This window comes from Campylobacter sp. US33a (genome assembly GCF_004378855.1).
Lineage (GTDB): Bacteria > Campylobacterota > Campylobacteria > Campylobacterales > Campylobacteraceae > Campylobacter_D.
The window spans coordinates 25,038-48,299 of sequence record NZ_RYYL01000006.1 but is presented as its reverse complement, the minus strand read 5'-3'; the positions used below and the strand labels follow the sequence as shown (position 1 = coordinate 48,299).

The following is a 23,262-nucleotide window of genomic DNA, read 5'->3' as shown; positions in this document are numbered from 1 at the left end:
TTGTTATTCTAAGGCGTCTAAATCGCTTTCATGGTAACGAATAAATTTTTCATTATTTTCCAAAGTATCCACAAAACGCCCTATTCTATCCCACCTTACTAGTTTTTGCTCATCCCAAGAAAAATACACAAACCAAGGTTTTCCAACAATAAATTTATAAGGCACTGCTCCCCAAAAACGACTATCATAAGAATGATCCCTATTATCGCCCACCATAAAATACTCATCCTCGCTTACTTCATAATAATAAGCATTTCCTCCGCTATAACCTACTTCACCAAAACCATCAATAATTACAGGTTTCATCGCCAAATCATTGCCTATTAAGTGTTTTAAAAATGTAGCTTCAGTATTAACCCTATCATCATAATGAATTCCTTTTTGTGAATAAGGTTCTTTTACAAAAAGCTTATTCTCTATCCAAACAAGATTTTTGGCATAATTTTCTTTCATATATTCATCACCTTCACTCATTCTAATATATAAGGTTTTATTAGCAAACACAACTTCATCGCCACCTTTAGCTACACAACGCTTGACATAATGTTCTTTAGGATTTCTTGGATTTCTAAACACAACTATATCGCCTCTTTTTGGACCTTGAGCCTTAATTAAATGTCCATCTTCATCAAAATCTGGCAATATAGGAATTTCCAAAAAAGGAATATGCGGTGTTGGCACCCCATAGCTGAATTTTTTAACAAATAAAAAATCTCCAACTAAAAGTGTATTTTTCATCGAGCCTGTCGGAATAACAAAAGCTTGAATAAAAAAGAAAATAATGAGTAAAACAATAATAACAGTCCCCGTCCAAGACTGAGAAAATTTATAAATTTTTTTTATTTTTTCCATATAAAACTTTCCTTTATTAAAATCAAAAAACGCAATTATAGCTAATATTTTCTAATAAATTTATTTGAAATTATATTAAAATTTCTCTTTGTCCCTTAGCATCAGGCTCACTTAAAATACCGCCTTGAGTAAGCTGTTCTATGATATTTGCTGCCCTATTATAGCCTATCTTTAAACGGCGTTGCAAATAAGAAATACTTGTTTTACCATCCTCTAAAATCACGCGTTTAGCATCTTCGTATAATTCATCAATTTCATCTGAATTTAAAGCGGATAAATCAGCACCTATACCACTACTTTGCTCATCTTTTAAAAAACTCTCATCGTATTGCACTGTTTGTTGGGATTTTAAAAACTCAACAATTTTTTCTATTTCATTCTCGCTAGCAAATGGAGCATGTAAACGCACTATATTACTTGTTCCTGGTGGAGTAAAAAGACAATCCCCTCTTCCTAATAAACTCTCAGCTCCCATAGCGTCCAAGATGACTTTAGAATCAATTTTTTGTCCCACTTTATAAGAAATTCTACTTGGTAAATTTGCCTTAATAAGTCCTGTTACAACATCAACTGAAGGGCGTTGTGTAGCTACAATTAGATGAATTCCACTCGCCCTTGCCATTTGCGCCAAGCGACCTATATAAAATTCCACATCCTTGCCTGCGGTCATCATCAAATCCGCTAACTCATCGATAATGACAACAATAAAAGGCAATTCTTCGCCTCCTAATTCTCGTATTTTTTCATTGTAATTTTCTATGTTTTTAGTTTTTGCTTCAGCCATCAAGCGATAGCGTCTTTCCATTTCAGCAACCATATTTGAAAGCGCATTAACCGCTTTTTTAGGATCTGTGATAACGGGGATTAAAAGATGCGGAATTTCATTGTAAATGCTAAATTCAAGCATTTTTGGATCTATCATCATCAAACGCAAAGTTTTAGGAGAGTTGCGATATAAAAGACTTAAAAGCATAGAATTTATCCCTACGCTTTTTCCGCTTCCCGTTGTTCCTGCAATGAGTAAATGCGGAAGTTTTTTAAGATCGGTTACAAAAGCATTTCCCACTATATCCTTACCCAAAGCTATAGTCAAAGGGCTTTTAGCGTTTTTAAATACTTCACTTTCTAAAATTTCTCTTAAATATATAGTTTCAATTTTCGCATTTGGCACTTCAATGCCTACCACATCTTTACCTGGAATTGGTGCTTGTATGCGTATAGATTCTGCTTTTAAAGCCATAGCTAAGTCATCTTGCAAATTTAAAATTCTACTTACTTTTACATCCGCAGCAGGTCTAAATTCAAAAGTAGTCACAACAGGACCCGCATAAGTACTAATAACATCACCACCTATTTTAAAACGACGCAATTTTTCCAATAAATCATAAATTTTCTTATCAATTTCTTCTTCGTTTATCTCGGTAGTATTTTGCAAAGGAGAAGCCAAAAAATCCAAACTTGGTAACTCAAAATCCTTGGGTTTTTGCATTTGACCCTGCTCTAACTCATTTAATAAAGCTTTATTTCCACTTAATTCTTTTAAAATCACACTTTTAAATTTAGGTGCAATAGGTGCAACCTGTGTTGAATTTTCATTCGAAATGATTTCTTGCTCTAAAATTTCTTGCTCGTTTTCATTTAAAATAAGCTCTTGCATTTGAGTTTGATTTAAATTTTGTTCTTCTTTATCTTCTTGAATTTTTTCTTCTAATAATTCTTCAACTATAGGTAAATTTTGCTTAGGTTTATAAAATTCTATATCAATTTCCTTGTTTTTAATTTCTTGTTTTTCTTGATTATCTTTTTGGGTGATTGTATTTAAATTTGGAGTGTTTAAGTTTTGCACCATATAATTTGAAGCCAAAATCCTGACACTTGGCTGGGAATTTGCATTTAAATTTTGATTTTCAAGCTGTTTTTTAAAAAAACGAGGTTTATTATCTTGTAAAGGGTTTAAAAGAATATTTTTTCTTTTATAACTTGGTTCATCAAGATTGCTAATATCTGTTTCATTTAAACGCTTTTTGATATCTTCAATGCTTCTGTGTTTTAAAAATTTTTCCGGAATCACCGCTTCCTCCTCTTCTTCTGCAATATTTTCATAATAAATTTTATTTTTGCTTGCCTTATTTACAAAATCAGCAAATCCATCTTGAATCTGTTGCGAAGTATTTTTAATTTGCTCCACAATGCTTTTTGGCTCTTCGCTATCATTTTCTTGCATTTTTATTTCTTGCGCTTCTTCTTTGATATATTTTTCATCTTTGTCTTGAATCTGTTCTGTTTGAATTTCTATAGGCTCTTTATTTTCTTCTTTTTCTTTTAGCAAAGTTATATCATTTTGTATAAAATCTTTTTTAACAAAAGAAATATCAAAAAGTTCTTTTAAAAAATCTTTTGCCAAAAAAACAACACTCAAAACAATTACAAAAAAGGCCAAAAATGCACTCAAAGTGCGTCCTAGCACAAATGCAAAGCCTTTATAAACATAAGTGCTATATCCTAAATTTTGATCATACAAATTGATTAAAATCATACTGAAGAAAAAAATCAATCCCAACGCTAAATAGTGGTATTTTGAAATTTGCTTAAAATTATAATCGTTTTTATAAAAAAAATAATTTAAACCAAAAAAAGCCATATAATACAAAAAAGAAAATTTTTTAAAGAATAAAGATAAAAAGCCAAAAAATAATATTATTTTGTTAGCATCTTCAAAAAAAGCACAAATACTTGAAATAAAAATAACAAAACTTATTGCGATAAAAATAGCTTCTTTTTTGATTGGAAATCCTTTTTTTAAAAGAAGCTATTATAACAAAAAATTACATATAGTTTAATAAACTCATTTGAGCTATGGTTGTAGAAGCCTTCATGGTAGCTTGATAAGCCATTTGTGTTTGCATTAAATTCATCATAGTTTCAACATAATCTGCATCAATTACATTAGACTTTATAGTCTGTACATTTACGCTTAAAAAAGTGGCTCTTGTATTAGTTTGCTCTAAATGATTAGTATAAGCGCCCACTATAGTATGTTGTTTTCTTAAATGATCTAGCAAATGATCAAGCCTTTCGATTCCGCCTTGCATACCAGTATTTCTAGGATCTTCGCTATTACCATCTGCTCTCATATTTCCCGCTAAAACCGCATCAATCATATCATCAAGATCTTTAATCAAATCTACATTTGGCTCATCAATCACTAAAGAATTATTTGCATTAAAAACAAAACCAGAACCATTAGTACTTTGTCCTGCTGGTGGAAATCCCTTATTAGAATTTGCATCACTTAAAGCAATTTTAATATTAGTATTTGTAGAAAGCTTATCAGTGATAGTAATACGACCTTCATAATCTAAACCAACTTCTACCTGCCCCTTAGAATTATTAATACCATTTTGTAAAGTTTGATAATCCGCATCTGAAATACTTCCATCAGGAGCTACAGCAATGCTTGTTTTTGGCATATTATCTGTTGCAAACATTCCTATGATATCATTAAGTTGTCTATAAGTGATATCTTCTGATCCTGTAATCACTCCTTGGGTGGAATTTCCAACCGTTTTCGTGTGAGTAATAGGAAAACTTATAGTTTGTCCTGGATTATTAGGATCTGGATAACTTACCATTGAATTTTCCAGATCTATAGTAACATCATATTCATTACCACCTTTTGAAGTTACTTTAAGATTAAGCACTTGTCCTGTCATACTTTTGTCTGCATTGGCAAGAACTTCACTTAATTTCGTATCATCAGTAGCATACTCACTTGTACCATTTTTTATCTGCGAGACATTGCCAAAAACTTTATTTCCATCTTGCTCGAAATAAATATTATCATAATCTGCACCATCGGCAGGATTTCCATTATTATCCGTAGCCTTACTTTTTATAAAATCATTTTGATGCACATCAATTTCAAACTGCTGACCATTGATTGTAATAGTAACCGGACTTTGAATATCATTAAGATCAGCACCACCAGTTGCATTACCCCCACGCACTGCTTCAGTCATAACCATATTGGTTACATCTTCCATACTTAAGCCAGCAGCTTCTGCGGCTGCTCTAACTTCTTCAAGCTCCGCTTTATCATCAAACTGCGGGGTTAAAGCCACTGCATGAAAATCTAAAGAACTATTGCCCTCTTTTAAATTTTTAATCTCTATTTGCCCGCTATCATTTAAAGTAACTTCTACGACTTTATTATCCGCTGTATTGCCATAAAGTTGCCCTATGTTTTCTAACACAGAATTAATATCTGAATTTTTATCAATATTAATAGTAGCTTTAAAACTCGTTCCATCAGGTCTTACACCTTGTATAAACATTGAAGATGGTGGAAAATCAAGCTGAGTATCATCATAGACAAAATCCTTATCAGGATCAAGTCCACCATCTTTCACATAATCTTGTCCAATAAATTGATACCATTTGGATTCACCATTTAAAATACCTAGTTGTTCAGGATGATCCTTATCTCCCCAACGATTATCGGTTAAACCTATATTGGTAGTAATGTGTTTGCTATAGTCATTATCAGGCTTAAAAAATAAATCCCAACCAGGAATGTTATAAATTCCAGAAGTTCCAGAGCCAGTAACCACACTCATATTATTACCATTGCCATAATAATTTCCCCAAGGATCAAAAGGCTTAGTATTTGTCATACTTCCAGAAAATAAATATTGTCCATTAATGCTTGTATTCGCTAAATTTATGATACTTTCTTTAATTTTAGTAAGTTCTTTTGCAATAGCCTCCCTTGAAGTTTGAGAATTACCATCACTTGCAGCTTGGACTAATTTTACTTTAAATTGTTCAAGCAATTTAATCATATCAGATATAGCCTGATCGGTATTTTTTGCCATTTCCATAGCTGAATTAGTCGCTTCTCTGATCTGATCTAAAGTTGCAAGTTCATATTCAAGTCTGGAACTGTCTATATAAATACTTGCATCTTCATAAGAGTCTTGAATTTTGCTCCCCGAAGAAAGCTGTTGCATAATTTTATATAAAGAAGACTGACCACCTTGAGTGTTGGTAATAGTTTTGTTGAATGTAAATTGATCCGTAATGCGCATAAAAGCTCCTTATAAAATATTCATAGAAACAAGCAAAAAGAGTTCCTAAAAATTAATATTAAAAGAATTATCGTCTTTTTTAATTATTTTTTAACTTTTTAAAGCCTTTTTAATTTTAAAAAGTTATAATTTTGCTTTTGAATGCCCAAGTGGTGAAACTGGTAGACGCGCCAGACTCAAAATCTGGTAAGGGCAACCTTGTGTCGGTTCGAGTCCGACCTTGGGCACCATTACTTTTCAAAGTGTTTTTTAAATTTTTTAAAAAACTCAGGGAGCGGTTTTGGTAGCGGTTTTTTTCTCAAAAATTAATTCTTAACACTCCATATTAAAATAATATAATTTATCATTATAATCTAAAAAAGAAATTGACTTTTATAAAAATATTTAAAAAAGAATAAAATAAAAAATACATTTTACTTTTTTATATTCAATTTGCTAATTCATTCTCTATTTCTTTTTTTATTAAAAAAAGACAGTATAAAACTAAATACATTAATTTATTTTATTCATAAGACTTAAAAATTAGTTAAACCATTAAAACATATGAAATTTTATAATTATTAGTATTGGTAAAATAATGGTTTCTCAGCTTTTTCGGTTTTTTGCTTTTAGGGTTAAGCAAATATTATTTTATTATCTTAATCTTTTTATCAAAAATATAAAAAAATTATTTTAATTTAAAATTATTATAAAATTATATCGCTTAGTATTTTTAAGCTAGCGATTAGCTGGAGCTACGATCCTTTTTATATTTTATTAATTTATAAGGAGGTAATCATGATTGATATTAAAATAAAAATTAATCTGATTTTATCTTTTTTATTTTTTATAAAAATGAAATTTATTTTAGTTGAATCACTAGCTTAAAAATACTCTCATTTTTTCTTAAAATATATCTTCATTTTTTTAAAGTTATAAAAAATATCCAAAAAAATCCAAGTTAATTTTTTCAAAAAATCTTACCTTTTTTGTTTTGATAAAAAGTCTAGTAAAATGGAAATTTTAAGCTGTGTTTTAAAGCTTTATTTTTGGAGTTTTATAGGTTAAAATTTATAAAAAATAGCCTATTTTAAAACAATCATTACTCCATGCTAAGCAGATATGTCATTTTCATTACCTTTAGCCTAAAAAGTATATATTTCGTATATTTTGATAAATTTTTGGTGTATTTTTTATAGATTTTTATAAAATTTGTCATTTTTGTTAAAAATAATCGTACACCTATACATTACTTTGTAAGTATATATTATATGTTTTCGTTACCTTTAGTGTTTTTTTGAGATTTACTGTGTTTTTTTTAAAAAATGAAAATGTTATGATTTTGTAATTTTTGTATGATAAAATATTATAAATTTTTGTTAAAAAAGGCAAGTTATTCTGTGTTTAAAAATATATTTTTCAAAAAAACTGTATCCGCTGATAATTCTAAAAATGAGATAAAACTAGATGAAACTCTTACAAAACAAAAGTGATAGATTAGAAAAAATAATTCACACTTGAGTAGTAAATTGCACTAAATATTCTTTAAAAAATCCTTATGATACAAGACACATTAACAGAAAAAATGGCTGTATCAAATTTGTCTTAAGAGTCTTTAAAGAAACTAAAAATGAAGGTACTTTATTAAATGAAGATGTTAAAGACTTTGAAAATATTATAAAGATTTTATTGCAATTAAATACCACCAAATATAAACAAAAATAAGCTTAAAATCAAAAATATACTATAAAGTAAATCAATAGCATTAAATAATTAAAATCGATTTACGAGCTTGTCTTATTAGATTATGTCAAGGAAGTGGTGTTTTAGTTATTATTTGTGTAATTTTTACAAGCTCGAACGGATCTTATTTGCCGTGACGATAGTACATTATAGCAATAATTTATAAAAAATAATAATTTATCAAATCGATCACAAAATAAACCTAAGAAAAGTAAATCTCTTAGGTTTATAAAATAAACCACAGACTAGTTTATTTCGCATATGTGTGTGTTTGAAAATTTATCTGTGAATGCGTATGTTGAATTATACTATAAGATTAGTAAACTTCGTAAGATTTCTTTTCTTCGAGCTCCTTTAATATATCAACGTTTTTCCATTTTACAAACCAAAATTTTTGTTTCATGGAAAATTTTATAATATAGTTTTGTAAACCCCTTTCATCAATTTTGTAATTTTCTAAAATTTTTACTTTAAAATCTTTATCAAGAAAAGGACAAGCAAGAATATCCATACTCAATAATGTTAGTTCTGTATTTTTGTTATTAAAATCTTTATATTTATTAATAATTTTTTCTTTGATTTGTTCTTTTATCTCTTTAAATTCAGGATCATTCTCTATATAATACAATAGTATTACAATATCAAAGTAATTCATTTCTTCACTTAAGAAAATTGTTTTTAGAATATTAAAATCAAGTTTTTTGTAATTTTTTATCTCTTTTAAGTTAATTAATAAATATAAATTTTGATTGTGTGAATATTTTCTGCTTTTATTTCTTTTTAATAAATGATGAATTTCATCAAAAACAAGTTTATAAAGTTTGTTTTTTAAATATTTATCAAAATAATTATGATTCATAAAGCTAATTAATTTAGCAAGAATTAAAGATAATTTAACCGTAGCAGAAGTTTTATCTGATTCTGAATAAATAAAAAAAACAAATTTTAACATTTCTTTCAAATGAGCAAAAAGTTTATCTTTTATTTTTAAGCAGTCATTTTTAATTGAAGATTTTATATTATTAAATTCATCATTTTCATTAAAAGAAAAAAGTTCATCAAATTCATTAATCGATTCTTTAAAACTATCTTTTGTATTTATATATATTTCATAAAAATCTTTTAACATACTAAGTTCATCTAAGCTACTATTGATATATTCAGTGATTTCTTTGTATTCATGAGCACTAGCTTTTAAATCTTCAATATCTTTTTCACAATTATTAATACTTTCAATAAAGTCTTTTTCAAGTGTATCATGCTCAAGATCTTTTTTCATTTTTAATTTTTTTATATGAATATCAATAGTTTGCATTATACTTTCAATATCTTTTTGTATGTCTTTTGTTTTATTTTTCTTAATATTATTTAATTTTTTTTTCATTTTTACTAAAATTAATTCAGTGTTAATTTTGTTAGGATTATCTATAATATTTTCAAAAATTATATATTTATTTTTATTTATATCTTTCTTAATAAAATCTATTTTTTTATCAATGATTGCTAAAGTGTAATTTAAAATATCATTGTATTTAATTTCATTTTCTTTTAAAATTGCTTTAAAATTGATAATCATTTCTTTCGAGCTTATTGTGTGTTTATTGTTGTTATCGAAATCAAATTCTTTTAATAAATCTTTGATTTTTTTCTTAGCTATTGTTATATTGGTGACAAAAGGCTTAGTAAATTCTTCCATTTTAGTTTCATTTAGATAAAACTTATATTTTTGTAACTCATTATTAAAAGTTTGGATTATCAAATTTTTTACATCATCTTCATTGTAAAAAAGAAAATAATCATCTACATATCTGAAAATTACATAGTCTTTTTTGTGTAATATTTTATTTTCTGTTAATTTATTTAGAACTAATTTATCTATTTTTTGCAATATTAATTCAGCAAAGATACGAGAAAATTCAGGCCCTATTAAGACACCATTTGTTTCTTTATAATTCATATTTTGCATTAATTTATCAAATTCATCAGCAAATGTATTATTAATTTTATTTAAATTATCCTTTATTGTTTTTTTGTCATAGATAGCCCAAGCGATAGAATGTGTGTATATACTATCAAAACACTTGCTAATGTCAAATTTATATAATTTTTTAAATAATTTCTCATTTTTTTGATACTCATATGATTCGTAAAACATATATATATGACTATATTTTTTATAAGCAAAAAAACTTTTAAAATATTTTTCTTTGTGATGTTTTATTTCTATACTGTTATTTAATTCGTCATCTATGTTTTTTGTATTCGTAAAATCATTTTTATTATAAAATAAATTAGCAACTTTATAAGGTCTTCTAATGGAAAATTCACTTTTACTTGAAAAATACAAAATAGCTTGTTTGTAAGTATCATAAAAATTCATAACTTTGATTTGATGTACTGGATGTATGATTGATAATTTTCTATATTCATTTGTTTTGTGTGGAATTTTAAAGTGAAAAGGTATGGTATAATCATCAAATTTTCTATCTATAAAAAGTATGTTTAGTATTTTTTCGCAACTTTTTTTAATATTTGTAGAATTATCAAAATAATTATTTATTTCTATTTTATATTTTAATAAAAAATTATAAAAATTTTTATTTGAAAATATTAAAGGAACTTCATAAGGTAAAATTTCTGATAAAACAACTCTTTCTTTTTTGTATCTTATTTTGTATTTTTTGTATTTCATATTAACTTTTCCATGCCAAAGATATTTTTTTTAAGTCATCATTACTTTTCAAACGAAAAATCTTTTTGCTTTCGAAATTTTTTACAAAAGAATATTTTTGTATTATTTTGCTTTTTAACTTTTCTAAATCAAAATTTAATTTTTCATATGGATTTATTTTATTTATTTTGTATTTTAAAAAAGCATCTAATCCTTGAAAACAACTAATATTGTTAACATACCTATTTGAGTAAAATACACCCGTATATATATGTTTTTTAACACCTTTTAAGGCTGTGTTTCCGGTCAAGTATTTTAGTCTTTTTTCTAGCATTTTTCTAGCATTTTTTTCATTGTGCTTACTTTGTTTGTTGTAACATTCTATGGTCTTGGTTATTTTGTTTTTATATTTTTTTATTTTATTTTTACTTAAACCAATTGATAATTTTTCTTTTTCTTTTTTTTTAAAAGCATATCCAAGAAAATCAAAATGTAACTGTCCATTTTTTGAAGTATCAATGACTTTTCTTTTTTGGCTTGTGCTATTATGAAAAGATAATTGTGTTTCTTTTTCTAATAAATTTTCAATTTTGTTTTCTATGTTCGAAGTACTAATTATTATAATATCATCTACATATCTTGCATAATATACAACTTCTTCTAAACTATCAACTTTTTTATCAAAATCTCTCATATAGAGTTCAGATAAATAAGCACTAATCCCTATTCCTCTAGGGATTCCTATATTTTGATTGTTGGATAATTTGCTATATTCTTTTAATATAGCAAAAATGATTTTTTTTGATGTTGGCTCTAAAATATAATTTTCTTTAATTATTTTTTTTAACTTATCATGAGGTATAGTTTCATAAAAATTTTTTATATCAAGTCTTATAATAAATTTAGGAATTTCATCATCTATTAAACATTTTATTTGTTCGATTATTGCATTTCTATCAGATTGTTTAACCTTAAAAGATCTTTGTATATCTTTTTGTGCAAATTTCAACGCAAAAAATAAAGCTTCATTTTTAGTATCTACAATATAAGTATCTTTATCTTTTATACTCTTAATATCTATGTGGATATTTAGTTTTTCACTGTCTATTTTATTTTGTATTTCACAAAATAATTTATTTAAAATTTCTATTTTTTTTCTATAACAATTACCTATTTCTTCTTTGACTTTTTTGTCTTCATTCTTTTTCAATTCTTTTTTTAGATTTGAAATTTTTTTATCGATATTTTCAACTTCGCCAAAGCATTTAAACTTATCAGGAAGATAATTTCCTTTTTTATTTTCTTCAAAATATATTTTAAAGAAAATCTTCATGTGTGAAAAAATTTCATTTTCTAAACTCATAATGAAGAACCTGTATTTATTTGCATTTTCACTCCCACTCCATTTTACTAATCTCATCTATCAAATCAACGCTTTTTATAGATAAATCAATGATTTTTAAAAGAAGTTCATAGATATATTTACCACCTTGATAATCATTTGGATTATTTTCTATTAAACTTTTTTTATCTATGCTTATTTGGTATCTATCGATAATCCAATCAATCGCACTTTTGCCATTGATTTTATATTCATAAGCAATATTTGGTATATTTTTTATAGTGATATTGTGATTATAAAAAATATCATTTCCTAGTTTTTTCATCTTGGTGACTTTATAAAACTCATCATTGTCTGTATCAGCCAAAACTCCATCTTTAAATTCTACTTCTTTAAACATTTCATTATTTTCATAGTTTAAATGTAAAATGGCTAGTTTTTTACCCAAAATGCTTAAGTTTTTAAAATCTTTACTTATAGGTATTCTTGGAGCTTCTTTTGAAAGTTCAAATTTATATTTTTCCAAATAACTTTTATGATGAAATATCGCATAGATATAATAAAATATATCTTCTTTGTTTATAGTTTCATCTTTTAATTGTTTTTTAAATTCATCTAAAGCAAAATCACTTATAGCGTATTCTTTACTTCCATTTTCTTGGTAAAAATAAAGCGGAAAAGCTTGAGTGTGTGTTATATAATCTAAGCTACTTAATAAATTGCAAATTAAAGCTGAAAAATTATAACTTTTTAGTGAGATATTTATCAACAAATTCTCATCTGTATTTTTAGAAAATAACTTTGAAAATTGAGATTGTCTTTCATTCCAAGTTTTATCCCAGTAAAGATATTCTTTAGTAAAGGGACGATAAAAACTAATTCTTATATTTTCTTGATTAAATTCTTTAATTTTTTCATTATTTATAAAATTTTGTTTCAGACCAGCAGTCCAAGAAATTTTAGTTTCATCTATGGTTATATCTTCATCTCTTAACTCTTTATAAAGTTCTGATTTTTTAACATTTTTATTTTTTTCTAAAAATGCTTGATGATCAAATTTAGCTAAGTCTTCATTATAAGTAGCTATGCATTTTTGCATAGAATTTGCAAGCTTTTCTTTGGAAAAATTATAAGCCCAGCTATCACGATTTGTTGCTATACCTGTGGCATTTATAGCAAAAATTCCATATTCATTTTTATCGCTTTTTAAAGGCATTAAATTATCAAAGTCCCCTCCTCTTTGATTGATCCAATCGCCTTTTTCATTTGGGATTATATTTATAAAAGGCACATTTAATACACTTTTAAAATTTTCTAATTTATCAAGCTTAGTTTGTCTATCTAGATAATCTCCTATATCATAATAGTGAATTTTATTTGTTTTAGCATTTGTATCTTTTATAAAAAATACTATAGCTACACTTGCTCTTGAGCCACTATCAAATATTTTTCCACCTTCTTTTCTTGAAGTTTCACCTGAAGTTCTTTGATTTCCTCTTAAATTTAAAATATAAATATCACTAAATTCTTTAGCTACGCATTTTCTAAAGCCATCAGCACTTGTTGCATCTATAAAGCCTCCATTTACTACAAAGCTTATAATGCCATTATCTTCTATTTTATCGCTTGCCATACGCAAAGCTTGGATTAGTGTATCTCTAGTATTTTTAGCTAAGTTTGCACTTGATTCTTTACCATAAGTGTTTTTGATGCGTTTTTCTAAATTTGGGTGAGAAATGTTTGCATTATTATCATTTGCACTACTTGCTCCAGCTGAATAAGGAGGATTGCCTATAATAACTTTGATTTTTTCATTGACTATTAAGTCTTTGATCTTTTTATTTTCTTCTAAATCTTTAAATTCTAAAGCAAATAAACCATTATCTTGTATTTTTTTATCTAGATAATCAAGACTATCAGCTAAGGCTATATTTTTAAATTTATCTAAAGTATTTATTCTTTCATTGCCCGTTTGAGTGATATTAATAAGCGCTATATAATAAGCAAGCAAAATAATATCTTGAGCAAAAATTGCTTTTTCGTATTTGTTTTTGAAATTTTCATCACTAATTAAATCATTTTCTTTACTTAATAATCTTGTGATAAAACTTCCTGTACCAGTGAATGGATCAAAGATTTTTACATTTTCATCGTTAAAATCTGTATTAAAATGTCTTTTTAAAAGCTCATTAACAGAATGAAGTATAAAATCAACCACTTGTATAGGAGTATAAACTATGCCTAATTTTTCAGCTTGTTTTTTAAAAGCTGATCTAAAGAAGGTATCGTATAAGTTTTTAATGAGTTCTTGTTTGCTTTTTTGACTTTTTGCTAATTTTACATTTTCTTCTACGTTTTTATATAAAGCTTTTAAAGATCTTGTTTCTTCATCATCTAAACCAAAGGTATTTAACTTTTGATTTACTTTATCAAGAGCTTTTCCTATAGGATTATCATCCATATTCTTATCAAACAAAACATCAAATATAGGTTTAGTTATAATGTGAGAGCATATCATATCTATGGCTTCATCTTCTTTGATATTTGGATGAATATTTTCTTTTAAGGAAGTTAAAAATTCTTCTAAAATTTCAGGATGATCTTTAAAGATAGCATTTAATCTTATATTTAATTTTTCTACTATTTTAGCTGTTTTTGCACTAAAGCTTTGCCAATAACCTTTATCACCAAGTTTAGTTGGTATGGCATTATACATCGTGTTTGCAAGCTCACTTAAGGTAAAGCTATCAAACAAGCTTGGCTCATAGTTTTTATCTGTATTATTTGAGCTTTCATCTGCCACATAATCAGCCACAGCTATTTTGATCTTTTCTTTAAATACAGCCTCATCTACTAAGGTATCATCGTGACTTCTTAGGGCTTTTAAGATATTCCATATATTTAAAAAATTGGTATTTTTTATAGCCTCATCTAAATTTGAAAGCTCATTCTCACTTAATGCTAAAGGCAGTATGATATAACCTGTTTTTTTATTTGGAGCTTTTCTCATTACTCTACCCACTGATTGGATTATATCTACCATAGAATTTCTTCCATCAAAAAATACTACACTATCTAAAGCAGGTACATCCACACCTTCACTTAAACATCTTGCATTGCTTAGTATATTACAAGTATTTTCTTTTGGGGAGTTGAGATTATTTAGTTTATTTAATCTTATATTGGAGTTCATAGTTCCATCAACATGATCTATGTTTATATCAAGATTTTTAAAAGAATCTTTTTTTAATGCTTCATCATAACATTGCATAATAATTTTAAAAGAATTGGTTATATTTTTAGAATCTCTTATGCTTTTGCAAAAATTTATAACTCTTCTTGAAATATTACTATCCATTTCTTCTAAAAAGTCATTATCTATTTGGTTATTTTCATCAAGAGCAACTAAATCATTTCTTGCTAAACCTTTATGCGTACCTATGATTTTAGATACAAAGTCTATATCTACATATTTTTCATCTACATTTTTCTCATCTTTTAATTTTGCTATGGCTGTATTTGCTATGTTTGCAATACCTTCTTGTTTGATAGCTAAAATAATAACTTTATAATCGGTGAGTAAGCCTTTTTCAACTGCTTCTCTAAAATTAATACTATAAATTTCATCTCCAAAAATTTCTTCATCATCCATAGAAAATACTTCATTATCACTTTCCAAAGCTTTGCTTTTTTGAGAACTAGAGTAAATCTTTGGAGTAGCACTCATGTAAATTCTTTTTTTTGCTTTGATGTTTTCATCACTATGGCATAGAGTAAAAGTATTTAGTTTATCTTTTTCCTTACCTGAATATAAATTTCCTACACTTCTGTGAGCTTCATCACAAATGATTAGATCAATCTCATCTAGATCGTTTTGTTTTTGAGCTTGCATGATTTTTTCAACACTTTGATAAGTAGAAAAGATGATAAATCTTTTGTTGTCTTTTTTAGCTATATCGTAAGCTTTTTTAATGCTTTGTGTATCAGTAGAAGCAGGAATGGGCAATTCTAAAATATCTATATCATCTTCAATGCTTTTACCTGATTTACTATCTGAGCATACAATAGAAGCAACAAAATCATCAGTTTTCTCTTTGCAATATTCTCTAAATGTTTGCCCTACTAAAGCTATACTAGGAGCTAAAAATAAAACAATGGAATTTTTAGGAGTAATTTCTTCTATAATTTTTAAAGATGTAAAAGTTTTCCCAGTACCACAAGCCATGATAAGCTTGCCTCTTGTGTTATTTTTGTTTGCAAAATATTCTTTTGTGTTATTTATGGCTTGTATTTGATGTTCTCTTGGTTTTTTCTTTGCAGTAATTGGTAGTTCTAAAGAATTATTTGGATCAAATTTATCCCAACTTATGTTTGAGCTTAAAAAATCTTCTAAAGTGATCAATTCTATAGGTGTGTTTTTTAAAATTTGCTCCATCTCTTTTTTAGCGTTTTGAGTGAGATCGCTAGCACTTATAATAATGCCTTTACTAAATTTAATCTCCCCTATTCCACTTTGCAACTTGCTAAAATAAGTACTTAAATCTTTAAAATCTACTTTTGAATTTTCATAAAATTTACATTGAACTGCAATATAATCATCGTCTTTTGTTTGAATGATTAGATCTATACCACGATCTTGCCCATCTTTTTTATCCCATTCATCCCAAAGATAAATATTTTTATAAATATTTGCTGTATCTTTTTCTTTTAAAAGATGTTTTGAAAGTTTTTCAAACATAGATCCCTTCGATCTAGTGTTTAAATTTGCTTTTTTTAATTTTTCTAAGATGATTTCAAAAGTAGTTTCGTTTGCACTCATTAAAACTCCTAAGCTAATAATATAAAGAATATATCAAAAATTAACTTTGTAACTTATAAATATAAAAGTTTTGTATTTTTATTTTGTGTAATTATAAATGGATATTATACCCACTAGAAAGCTTATGGGATCAGTAGTGTTTTCTTTATAGAGATATCTTCTTATACAGTTTTTATGCTTTAGTTTTCTTTGAAGCCATAATTATTATATTAATTTCAAAGGGCTTCATAATAACTTATTTTATTCTTAACAATATTTCAAAATATATTTATTGAATGTTTCATTTAAATCATTAAGAGCAAATATATTTTTGTGGATTTAGTTTTATACGAATATTTTATATGCCTATGAAGTGTAATATTGAAATTTGCTAAGTTGTTTATTTTTTACCTTGATTAAGAATGTATTTTTATTAATTCATTTTTATAGCTTTAATTCTTTAGTGAATATTATAAAAAATATCAAAACAGACTTTAAAACTATATATTTAAATATAAACATATTTTATGTTTATATTAACTATCAATGCTTTATAATAACACAAAAGGAAAATATTATGTTAAGAAAAATAGAAATATCTGGTCTATATTCTTTTGGAATAGAAACACAAATTGTTGATTTTACAGCAAAGCCAAAAAGTAAGTTGAAAAATACAAAATATGAGTATAATTTTAATTTATCACAAGCTGGGAAACCTATGAAATCAGCAGTTTTTTTTGGAAAGAATACTAGCGGAAAAACTAACTTTTTTATAGGCGTAAAAATTTTACTAAATATAATTAAATATGGCTTTTCTCATACCCTAAGAGAGCATTTAACAGACAATGCCTTTAATGAAAATTCAAATTCTATAAAATTAAGTATTGAGTTATCTAATAACAATAAAGATATTTTTACATATTCGATAGAGTTTGATAAAAAATATATCCTAAAAGAATCTTTTTTGAAAAATAATAAAATTATATATGAATTTGAGAATGATAAGGCTATTTTTAATATTTACAGTAAAGAAGATAATAAGCTATTAGAGTCATTTTTTTCAAGAAATCTTAGTGAAAATATATTTTACTTATTAAAAGATTTTGAAATAGAGCAAAAAGAAATATTTGTAAATCTTATAAACAATATTGAAGTTTATATGAATAGTAATTATTCAAAAAAATATAATTTTGAATTTGAAGAAAATAAAAAGAAATATTTTTTAGAACACAAAGAAAGTATTTTGGAAATTTTTCAATTGCTAGATAAAACTATAAAAGATTTTGAGTTTAAAAAGTATGAAAAAGATGGAAAGAATATATACGAAATCTTTTTTGTTCGCAATGGAAAGAAATTTAATTATCAAATAGAATCAGAAGGTATTAAAAAAATAGTATATTTTGCAGATAAAATAACCCAAATTATCAAGGAAGGAAAAATTGTTTTCATTGATGAATTAGATTCTTCAATAAGCACTTTGGCGCTAATACTTATATTTAACAATCTTATTAATACAGATGAAAACCATAATGGACAATTAATTATTTCATCTCATAATGTTTTATTATTTGATGTTAGTTTTTTAAATTCACAACAAATATTTTTAATTCAAAAAGATCAACACCTAGAGAGTAAGATAAGAACTTACTACGATTATGACATTAGAAGCGAAAAGAAAAAAGCATATATTGATTATTTAAAAGGGCTTTATGATGAATAAAAAACAAAGCCCAGTATACAGATTTGGTGCGAAGGTAAAAACAGAAGAAGATTATTTTAATTCCCTTTTTAAATATCTAAATTATGATAATGTTAAAATAGATGTAAAAAAATTTAAAAAATAATAATTCATATAAAAACATTCTTTATAAAATAGAAAAAGCACCTTATATTGATAAGCTTATTATTGTAATGGATCTAGATAGAGCAAAAAGCGATATTAGTGAGTTAAAAATTTTAGAAAAACTTATAAAACATATAAAAAAGTCAAAAGATATACATTTATTTCTTACTCTTGATGATTTTGAAGATTGGCTTAGATTTCATTTTGTAGATAATAGTAAAAATAATAAAACAAATTTTTATAAAAAATTAGGATATAGCGATAGTAAGAATTTTAAATCATCTACTAACGATTTATATTCTCAAATATTAAATAAAGGTGGATGTATAGAAAATGCTGAAAAGTATTTTTGCAATATCGCTGTTTTTTGCAATGATCAGTGTGAGATTGATAAAAATTCACTAAATAATCTAACTCAAAGTAATCTATATTATTTTAGAAAATTACTAGAACAATATAATGGTATTTAAAATAATATTATAAAAACTCTGCTTCTTTTTTTATATTGTGATTATATACAGATTAATCAATAATATCTAAAATTGGTTTTTTTAGCTAAAACAATTTAAATATTTATGAGTAAGTTTGTTTTGTCTTATTTTTGCAATTTTGGTTTAATTTATATAATTGATCTTCCTCAAATCCATCATTTATTCCTGCTTCGGCAAACTCTAACTGTTCTTTGTGAAATTCTTCATCATCTTTAAAAGCCTCAAAACTTTTTATCCATAATGCTTTTCTCTGCTTTATATATTCTTCGTTTTTAAACATATCTATCCTTTTGTTTTATTATTTAATTTTGCTTATTTTAATTTTTCTAAGATAATTTCAAAAGTATTTTCGCTTACACCCATTAAAAATCCTAAGCTAATAATATAAAGAATATATCAAAAATAGACTTTATAACTTATAAACAATTTTTTCTGCAAATATATTATTTAAACTATTCTTAGTAGAAATTTGTAGATTTCATAAATATCAAAAATATCAACAAAACAACTATGGATATAATACAAAGTTGATAAAAGATAGATCTTTGAAATATTATAATTAAAAAATAATATTGTATTTTTAAAGTTGATTAGATAATATATTAATTTAATAATTTATATAACAAAAAAAGGGAAAACAAAATGGGACAATATATTGTATTAGCCTTTGCAATAGCAGTTGCCATATTTGTGACATTTTATGACTTTGATAAAGATAAAAAAACCAATAATGATAAAAATAATTGATTTTGATATTTTATTATTAGAAGCATGTTTATATCTTTTAGCTTTTATTTTTTATTGCAAAATAACAATATAAATAAAAATTTAAAAAGCATTATTTATAAAAATACCTGCAAAAGTAATCTTAAGATTCATAGAATCTATTGGCGTAGGATTATTTGTAAATAGTCTTTATGGTTTGCAAATGGGCGATAGTTGCACTATCATCGATCTTTCTTAAAGATTGATCTTTTTTTAAAAGAAAATAAGAGAGAATGGGTGGTTATAATATAGCTATTTTAATTGGTGCTATCACTCTTATTTTTGGCACATTGGTTTTAGTAGCTCATTATTTTAACGATAAATACACTAACGAAAGTAAAAGCTAATCTTTAGGTTTTAGCTTAACACGCTCTATAAGTTGGGAGTAATAAAACAGAAATAAAATATTATCTTGGTGTTGCAACAAAATATGGTCTAGATCCTTTCTTACACCAAGTATTTTTTGTTCCTCGTTAAGAACTTACTACACATTCTCTCATAGCTTTTTGTATTTCTTCTTGGGATAATTTTTCCATAGTGTTTTCCTTTTTTTTATTTTTATAGTGATATAAATGACTTAATGTGTAGTTGAGAAATTTATTTTTTAAATTTCTTATATATTTCTCTTCGATGCCCTATTTCGAATACAAAAATAAATAATTCATTATCATTAATTTCAGCAAGCATTCTATAATTACCCACTCTAAATCTATAAATACCTTTTAAATTACCCTTAAGTTCTTTTGCTAATTTTTTTGAATTATCTGATTCTATTAAATTTTTAATAATCCAGCTCTAATAATCCTTGCTACTTGCTGATCAAGTTTTTCAATTGATTTTTTGGCGCTACTTGAGAATTTTATCTCATACATTTTTAAATACTTCTTCAAAGCTATAAATATTATCTTTTTTAGCTTCTTTGAGTGAAATTAAAATTTTATTTTCATCTAAATTTAACCCATCTTCTATTTTTTCTAAAATAGTATCTCTTATAAATTTTGATAATTGCAAATTATTAATTGCTAGATATTCTTTTAGTAAAATATCTTCTTGATCACTAATTCTTAACGATATTGTTCTCATGATTTTACCTTTGTATTATTTGTAATACATTATAACACATTTTTAACTTACCAATATTAATTTTAAAGTTAAAATTAACAAATTAAATTATAAAACAGAATAAATACTAATTATCAATATTTAATGCTTATAAAAAAGACTTTATAAAGGACATTTGGGGGATATATAAAGGACTTTTATGTGTAAAAAATATGCTTAAAAAGCACTTAAAATAAACTTTATAAAGGACAAAAATGTAAAATATAAAAACCCTTGCAAAATACTATAAAATAGGCATTTAAAAGCACTAAAAACTTGATTTTTATTGTAAATTTTGTATAATTTTAATATTAAATGTAAAGGAATTTAAATATCAAATGAAATAAGATTAGAGAACATAAAAAGATTATAAAAAATTGCAAATGAGATTAATTTAATTTATCAGCAAATCAAAGATGAGAATGTATTAAAAACATTACACGATGAAAATGCACAAAGATTTATTTTTGTTTCTCTAATTAAAATCAGTGAAAGCTTTAAAAAAATCAAAGAAAGTGCTGATGATGAAATCTTATCTTTATTTGACAAAAAAGATTTAAAAAGAATAAATGATACTAGAAATTTCGCAGCTCACGATAATGAGGAAATTAGATTAAGTGCTGTTGCTAATGTAATTAAGTATGATTTATTTAGAGTTAAAAGAAGTATAAATATATATATGGGAAAATTAGAAAATCAAAAACAAGAGGTTGAAATTATGGAAAATGTGGTAAGAAAAAAAGGTTTGAGTTTAAATGCAAAGATAATTACAGCATTATTAGTTGCTATTGTTTTAGCTTTGTCTTTGTTGTTAAGTATGGTAGATACAATGAATACCACAAATATAATAAAAGAAAAATTTGTAACATTCATAGATAGGTTATCATATTCTGAAATTGTTTTTTTGTCTATGATTGCTTTTATATCAATTGTTTTTTGTTTAGTGCTTATTGGAGTTTTAAAAATATCCAAAAATACCCCTTTAAGTGATTATAAAGACTATGAATATAATCAAAATTTTAAAAAAAATGACACTGGCAACTCTTATCCAACCGACGCTCTTAATCCACTTAGTTTTGCTCAAGGGCTTTATAAAGATTAAAAGTTAAATTTTAAAAGAAATGGAAAAATATTCCATTTCTCGCCTTTAACCTTTTTTATTTATATTAGAACTAGAGACAACTTCTTTGATATCTTTAGTATTTGGCATATCAGTACTATTTTTCATATTTGTTGCTCTAGTATTAACCTGCTCTTAATTTAGATTATGATTTAGTAAAGTATTACCACAAATTCTTTATTTAAAGCATTAGGACTTGCTATTGTGTTTTTCCTACATTACTACCTGCTCCATATTGAGAAGCATAATTTGAAATTGAAGCAGGATGTTTAATATTGGATGAAAATATACTATACTAGTAATTTATTCAGCGTATTTATTTCTTTTTTAATCAATGTCTTAATTTCATCTTTTAACATAGCTACTAAAACTTTTATTTCAAATTCTTGCTAAATCTAATAAGTAAGTACTTTTGAAAGATTTTAATTATCACAAATTGAAATCTTTTGACAAATTAAAAAATATGTATTTTATTATTCAAACCATTTACAAATCAAACCCTCATTATTAAAATAGAATTTTATGCGAATTTCGTATCCATTGTGAAACCTTGCACAATAAATTTTCCATATATTTTTTAAAGATTATTCTTAAGTAATTTAAAATCGTCTTGTAAATGTTCGGAATCGTATTTTATTTTTCTGTTGTTAAAATACAGTTGAACTCTAACAATTTTTCTTTCACTTCTTTTTATTTCATAAAAAACAACAGCATCGGATTTTTCATTTTCATGGATACCTCTACTGACTCTTGAATACACTCTCCAATCAGCATTCTGTACTATTAAGGTATGAAACTTGAACTTTACTTATAGAAAAAATTTTTATTATACTTTCAAGATTTAAAAAATGATTCCTTAAACAATACTTCTTTTGAGGCTAAAAACATCTTTATGTGCCGATACAAAACTCTTGAATATACATATTTAAAAGAATTTAGGTGGTTGTGATGCACAATTTTTGTTTAAGTTTTCTGTGGGAATGAATGAGAACTACTGATGTTTTGATTAAATACAATAGGCAACATATTCTCTTCTTTATCAGTAACTACCTTGGAGAAAATAGACATTAATCCAATGGTTTCATTTTTAAAACTGCACAGTTAATAATACCAAGTCATAATCACAATAATCTTCTTTAGAGAATATGTCTTCATTAATTCTATTATTTTTATTAAATGCTGGATAGTCGCTATAGCCGCATCAAGAATTCTAGTTTGCAATAATAACATAGAGTGTTTTTTAGTGATCATTGCAATGAATTCATTATGCTTATTAACAATAAAATTATCTAGCAAAAAACTTTTGGAATTATTTAAAGTAAAACCGCCAAGCAAGGTAAAGTAAAAATATAACTAAGCTTTATCTTAAATAATCTATAAAATCAAGGTTTTTAGTATATTAAGAAAAAAATCCACAATAAATAAGGAAATACTTATTTTACAGCTTTATTATCCACTTACTATTCCTTT

Annotated in this window: 12 protein-coding genes, 1 tRNA gene and 1 pseudogene; 5 read left to right on the top strand and 9 right to left on the bottom strand. The window is 25.5% G+C overall.

From position 1 onward, the window contains the following. Positions 1–3 precede the first annotated feature (3 nt). The 3 genes and pseudogenes from lepB to flgL form a co-directional block, all read right to left on the bottom strand. Positions 4–852 carry a signal peptidase I gene (lepB, locus tag ELQ16_RS05545; protein ID WP_134238571.1) on the bottom strand — a complete coding sequence of 283 codons (849 nt, stop codon included), beginning with the start codon at positions 850–852 and terminating at the stop codon, positions 4–6. A 70-nt stretch (positions 853–922) separates the two neighbouring features. After that, positions 923–2,836, bottom strand: a pseudogene (locus ELQ16_RS05540) (DNA translocase FtsK); the annotation flags it as partial. Between the two features lie 841 nt (positions 2,837–3,677). Continuing rightward, positions 3,678–5,939, bottom strand: a complete 2,262-nt coding sequence (flgL, locus tag ELQ16_RS05535) for a flagellar hook-associated protein FlgL (protein WP_134238569.1) — start codon at positions 5,937–5,939, stop codon at positions 3,678–3,680. Positions 5,940–6,082: 143 nt separating this feature from the next. Between flgL and ELQ16_RS05530 the strand changes: the two genes are divergently transcribed. After that, positions 6,083–6,169, top strand: a tRNA-Leu gene (locus tag ELQ16_RS05530). A 1,808-nt stretch (positions 6,170–7,977) separates the two neighbouring features. Here ELQ16_RS05530 and drt3b read toward each other — a convergent pair. Genes drt3b through ELQ16_RS05515 form a run of 3 tightly spaced genes read right to left on the bottom strand, consistent with a single transcriptional unit; the run spans position 7,978 to position 16,493 of the window. After that, positions 7,978–10,353 carry an antiviral reverse transcriptase Drt3b gene (gene drt3b, locus ELQ16_RS05525; RefSeq protein ID WP_134238568.1) on the bottom strand — a complete coding sequence of 792 codons (2,376 nt, stop codon included), beginning with the start codon at positions 10,351–10,353 and terminating at the stop codon, positions 7,978–7,980. A gap of 1 nt (position 10,354) precedes the next feature. Further along, on the bottom strand, positions 10,355–11,752 hold the full coding sequence (drt3a, locus tag ELQ16_RS05520; protein WP_134238567.1) for an antiviral reverse transcriptase Drt3a: 1,398 nt from the start codon (positions 11,750–11,752) through the stop codon (positions 10,355–10,357). Then, positions 11,724–16,493, bottom strand: coding sequence for a type ISP restriction/modification enzyme (locus ELQ16_RS05515; RefSeq protein WP_134238566.1), 4,770 nt, complete (start codon positions 16,491–16,493; stop codon positions 11,724–11,726). Before ELQ16_RS05515 ends, drt3a begins: the two co-directional genes overlap by 29 nt. 556 nt (positions 16,494–17,049) lie before the next feature. Here ELQ16_RS05515 and ELQ16_RS05510 point away from each other — a divergent pair. Genes ELQ16_RS05510 through ELQ16_RS05505 form a run of 3 tightly spaced genes read left to right on the top strand, consistent with a single transcriptional unit; the run spans position 17,050 to position 18,785 of the window. After that, positions 17,050–18,192: an ATP/GTP-binding protein gene (locus ELQ16_RS05510; RefSeq protein WP_134238565.1), complete on the top strand. Its 1,143-nt coding sequence runs from the start codon at positions 17,050–17,052 to the stop codon at positions 18,190–18,192. After that, positions 18,185–18,316 carry a hypothetical protein gene (locus ELQ16_RS10400; protein WP_279586256.1) on the top strand — a complete coding sequence of 44 codons (132 nt, stop codon included), beginning with the start codon at positions 18,185–18,187 and terminating at the stop codon, positions 18,314–18,316. Before ELQ16_RS05510 ends, ELQ16_RS10400 begins: the two co-directional genes overlap by 8 nt. A 16-nt stretch (positions 18,317–18,332) precedes the next feature. Next, complete coding sequence (locus ELQ16_RS05505) at positions 18,333–18,785, top strand: RloB domain-containing protein (protein WP_208335075.1); 453 nt, start codon at positions 18,333–18,335, stop codon at positions 18,783–18,785. A 103-nt stretch (positions 18,786–18,888) separates the two neighbouring features. Here ELQ16_RS05505 and ELQ16_RS05500 read toward each other — a convergent pair whose 3' ends face one another. From ELQ16_RS05500 to relB, 3 genes are all read right to left on the bottom strand, one after another. Continuing rightward, a complete protein-coding gene (locus tag ELQ16_RS05500; RefSeq protein ID WP_134238564.1) occupies positions 18,889–19,086 on the bottom strand; it encodes a hypothetical protein in 198 nt (65 codons plus the stop codon). A gap of 1,082 nt (positions 19,087–20,168) precedes the next feature. Beyond that, complete coding sequence (locus ELQ16_RS10545; RefSeq protein WP_407919964.1) at positions 20,169–20,345, bottom strand: type II toxin-antitoxin system RelE family toxin; 177 nt, start codon at positions 20,343–20,345, stop codon at positions 20,169–20,171. Between the two features lie 90 nt (positions 20,346–20,435). Further along, positions 20,436–20,654 (bottom strand): type II toxin-antitoxin system RelB family antitoxin, encoded by a 219-nt coding sequence (gene relB / locus ELQ16_RS05490; RefSeq protein ID WP_134238563.1) that lies wholly within the window; start codon positions 20,652–20,654, stop codon positions 20,436–20,438. A 697-nt stretch (positions 20,655–21,351) separates the two neighbouring features. Here relB and ELQ16_RS05485 point away from each other — a divergent pair. Further along, the gene (locus tag ELQ16_RS05485; protein ID WP_134238562.1) at positions 21,352–21,774 is read left to right on the top strand and encodes a hypothetical protein; all 423 of its coding nucleotides are present in this window, start codon (positions 21,352–21,354) and stop codon (positions 21,772–21,774) included. Positions 21,775–23,262 lie beyond the last annotated feature (1,488 nt).

Excerpts from the sequence above, each read along its gene's own strand:
- lepB (WP_134238571.1), bottom strand. The coding sequence starts at position 852 with ATGGAAAAAATAAAAAAAATTTATAAATTTTCTCAGTCTTGGACGGGG.
- flgL (WP_134238569.1), bottom strand. The coding sequence starts at position 5,939 with ATGCGCATTACGGATCAATTTACATTCAACAAAACTATTACCAACACT.
- drt3b (WP_134238568.1), bottom strand. The coding sequence starts at position 10,353 with ATGAAATACAAAAAATACAAAATAAGATACAAAAAAGAAAGAGTTGTT.
- drt3a (WP_134238567.1), bottom strand. The coding sequence starts at position 11,752 with ATGAGATTAGTAAAATGGAGTGGGAGTGAAAATGCAAATAAATACAGG.
- ELQ16_RS05515 (WP_134238566.1), bottom strand. The coding sequence starts at position 16,493 with ATGAGTGCAAACGAAACTACTTTTGAAATCATCTTAGAAAAATTAAAA.
- ELQ16_RS05510 (WP_134238565.1), top strand. The coding sequence starts at position 17,050 with ATGTTAAGAAAAATAGAAATATCTGGTCTATATTCTTTTGGAATAGAA.
- ELQ16_RS10400 (WP_279586256.1), top strand. The coding sequence starts at position 18,185 with ATGAATAAAAAACAAAGCCCAGTATACAGATTTGGTGCGAAGGTAAAA.
- ELQ16_RS05500 (WP_134238564.1), bottom strand. The coding sequence starts at position 19,086 with ATGTTTAAAAACGAAGAATATATAAAGCAGAGAAAAGCATTATGGATA.
- relB (WP_134238563.1), bottom strand. The coding sequence starts at position 20,654 with ATGAGAACAATATCGTTAAGAATTAGTGATCAAGAAGATATTTTACTA.
- ELQ16_RS05485 (WP_134238562.1), top strand. The coding sequence starts at position 21,352 with ATGGGAAAATTAGAAAATCAAAAACAAGAGGTTGAAATTATGGAAAAT.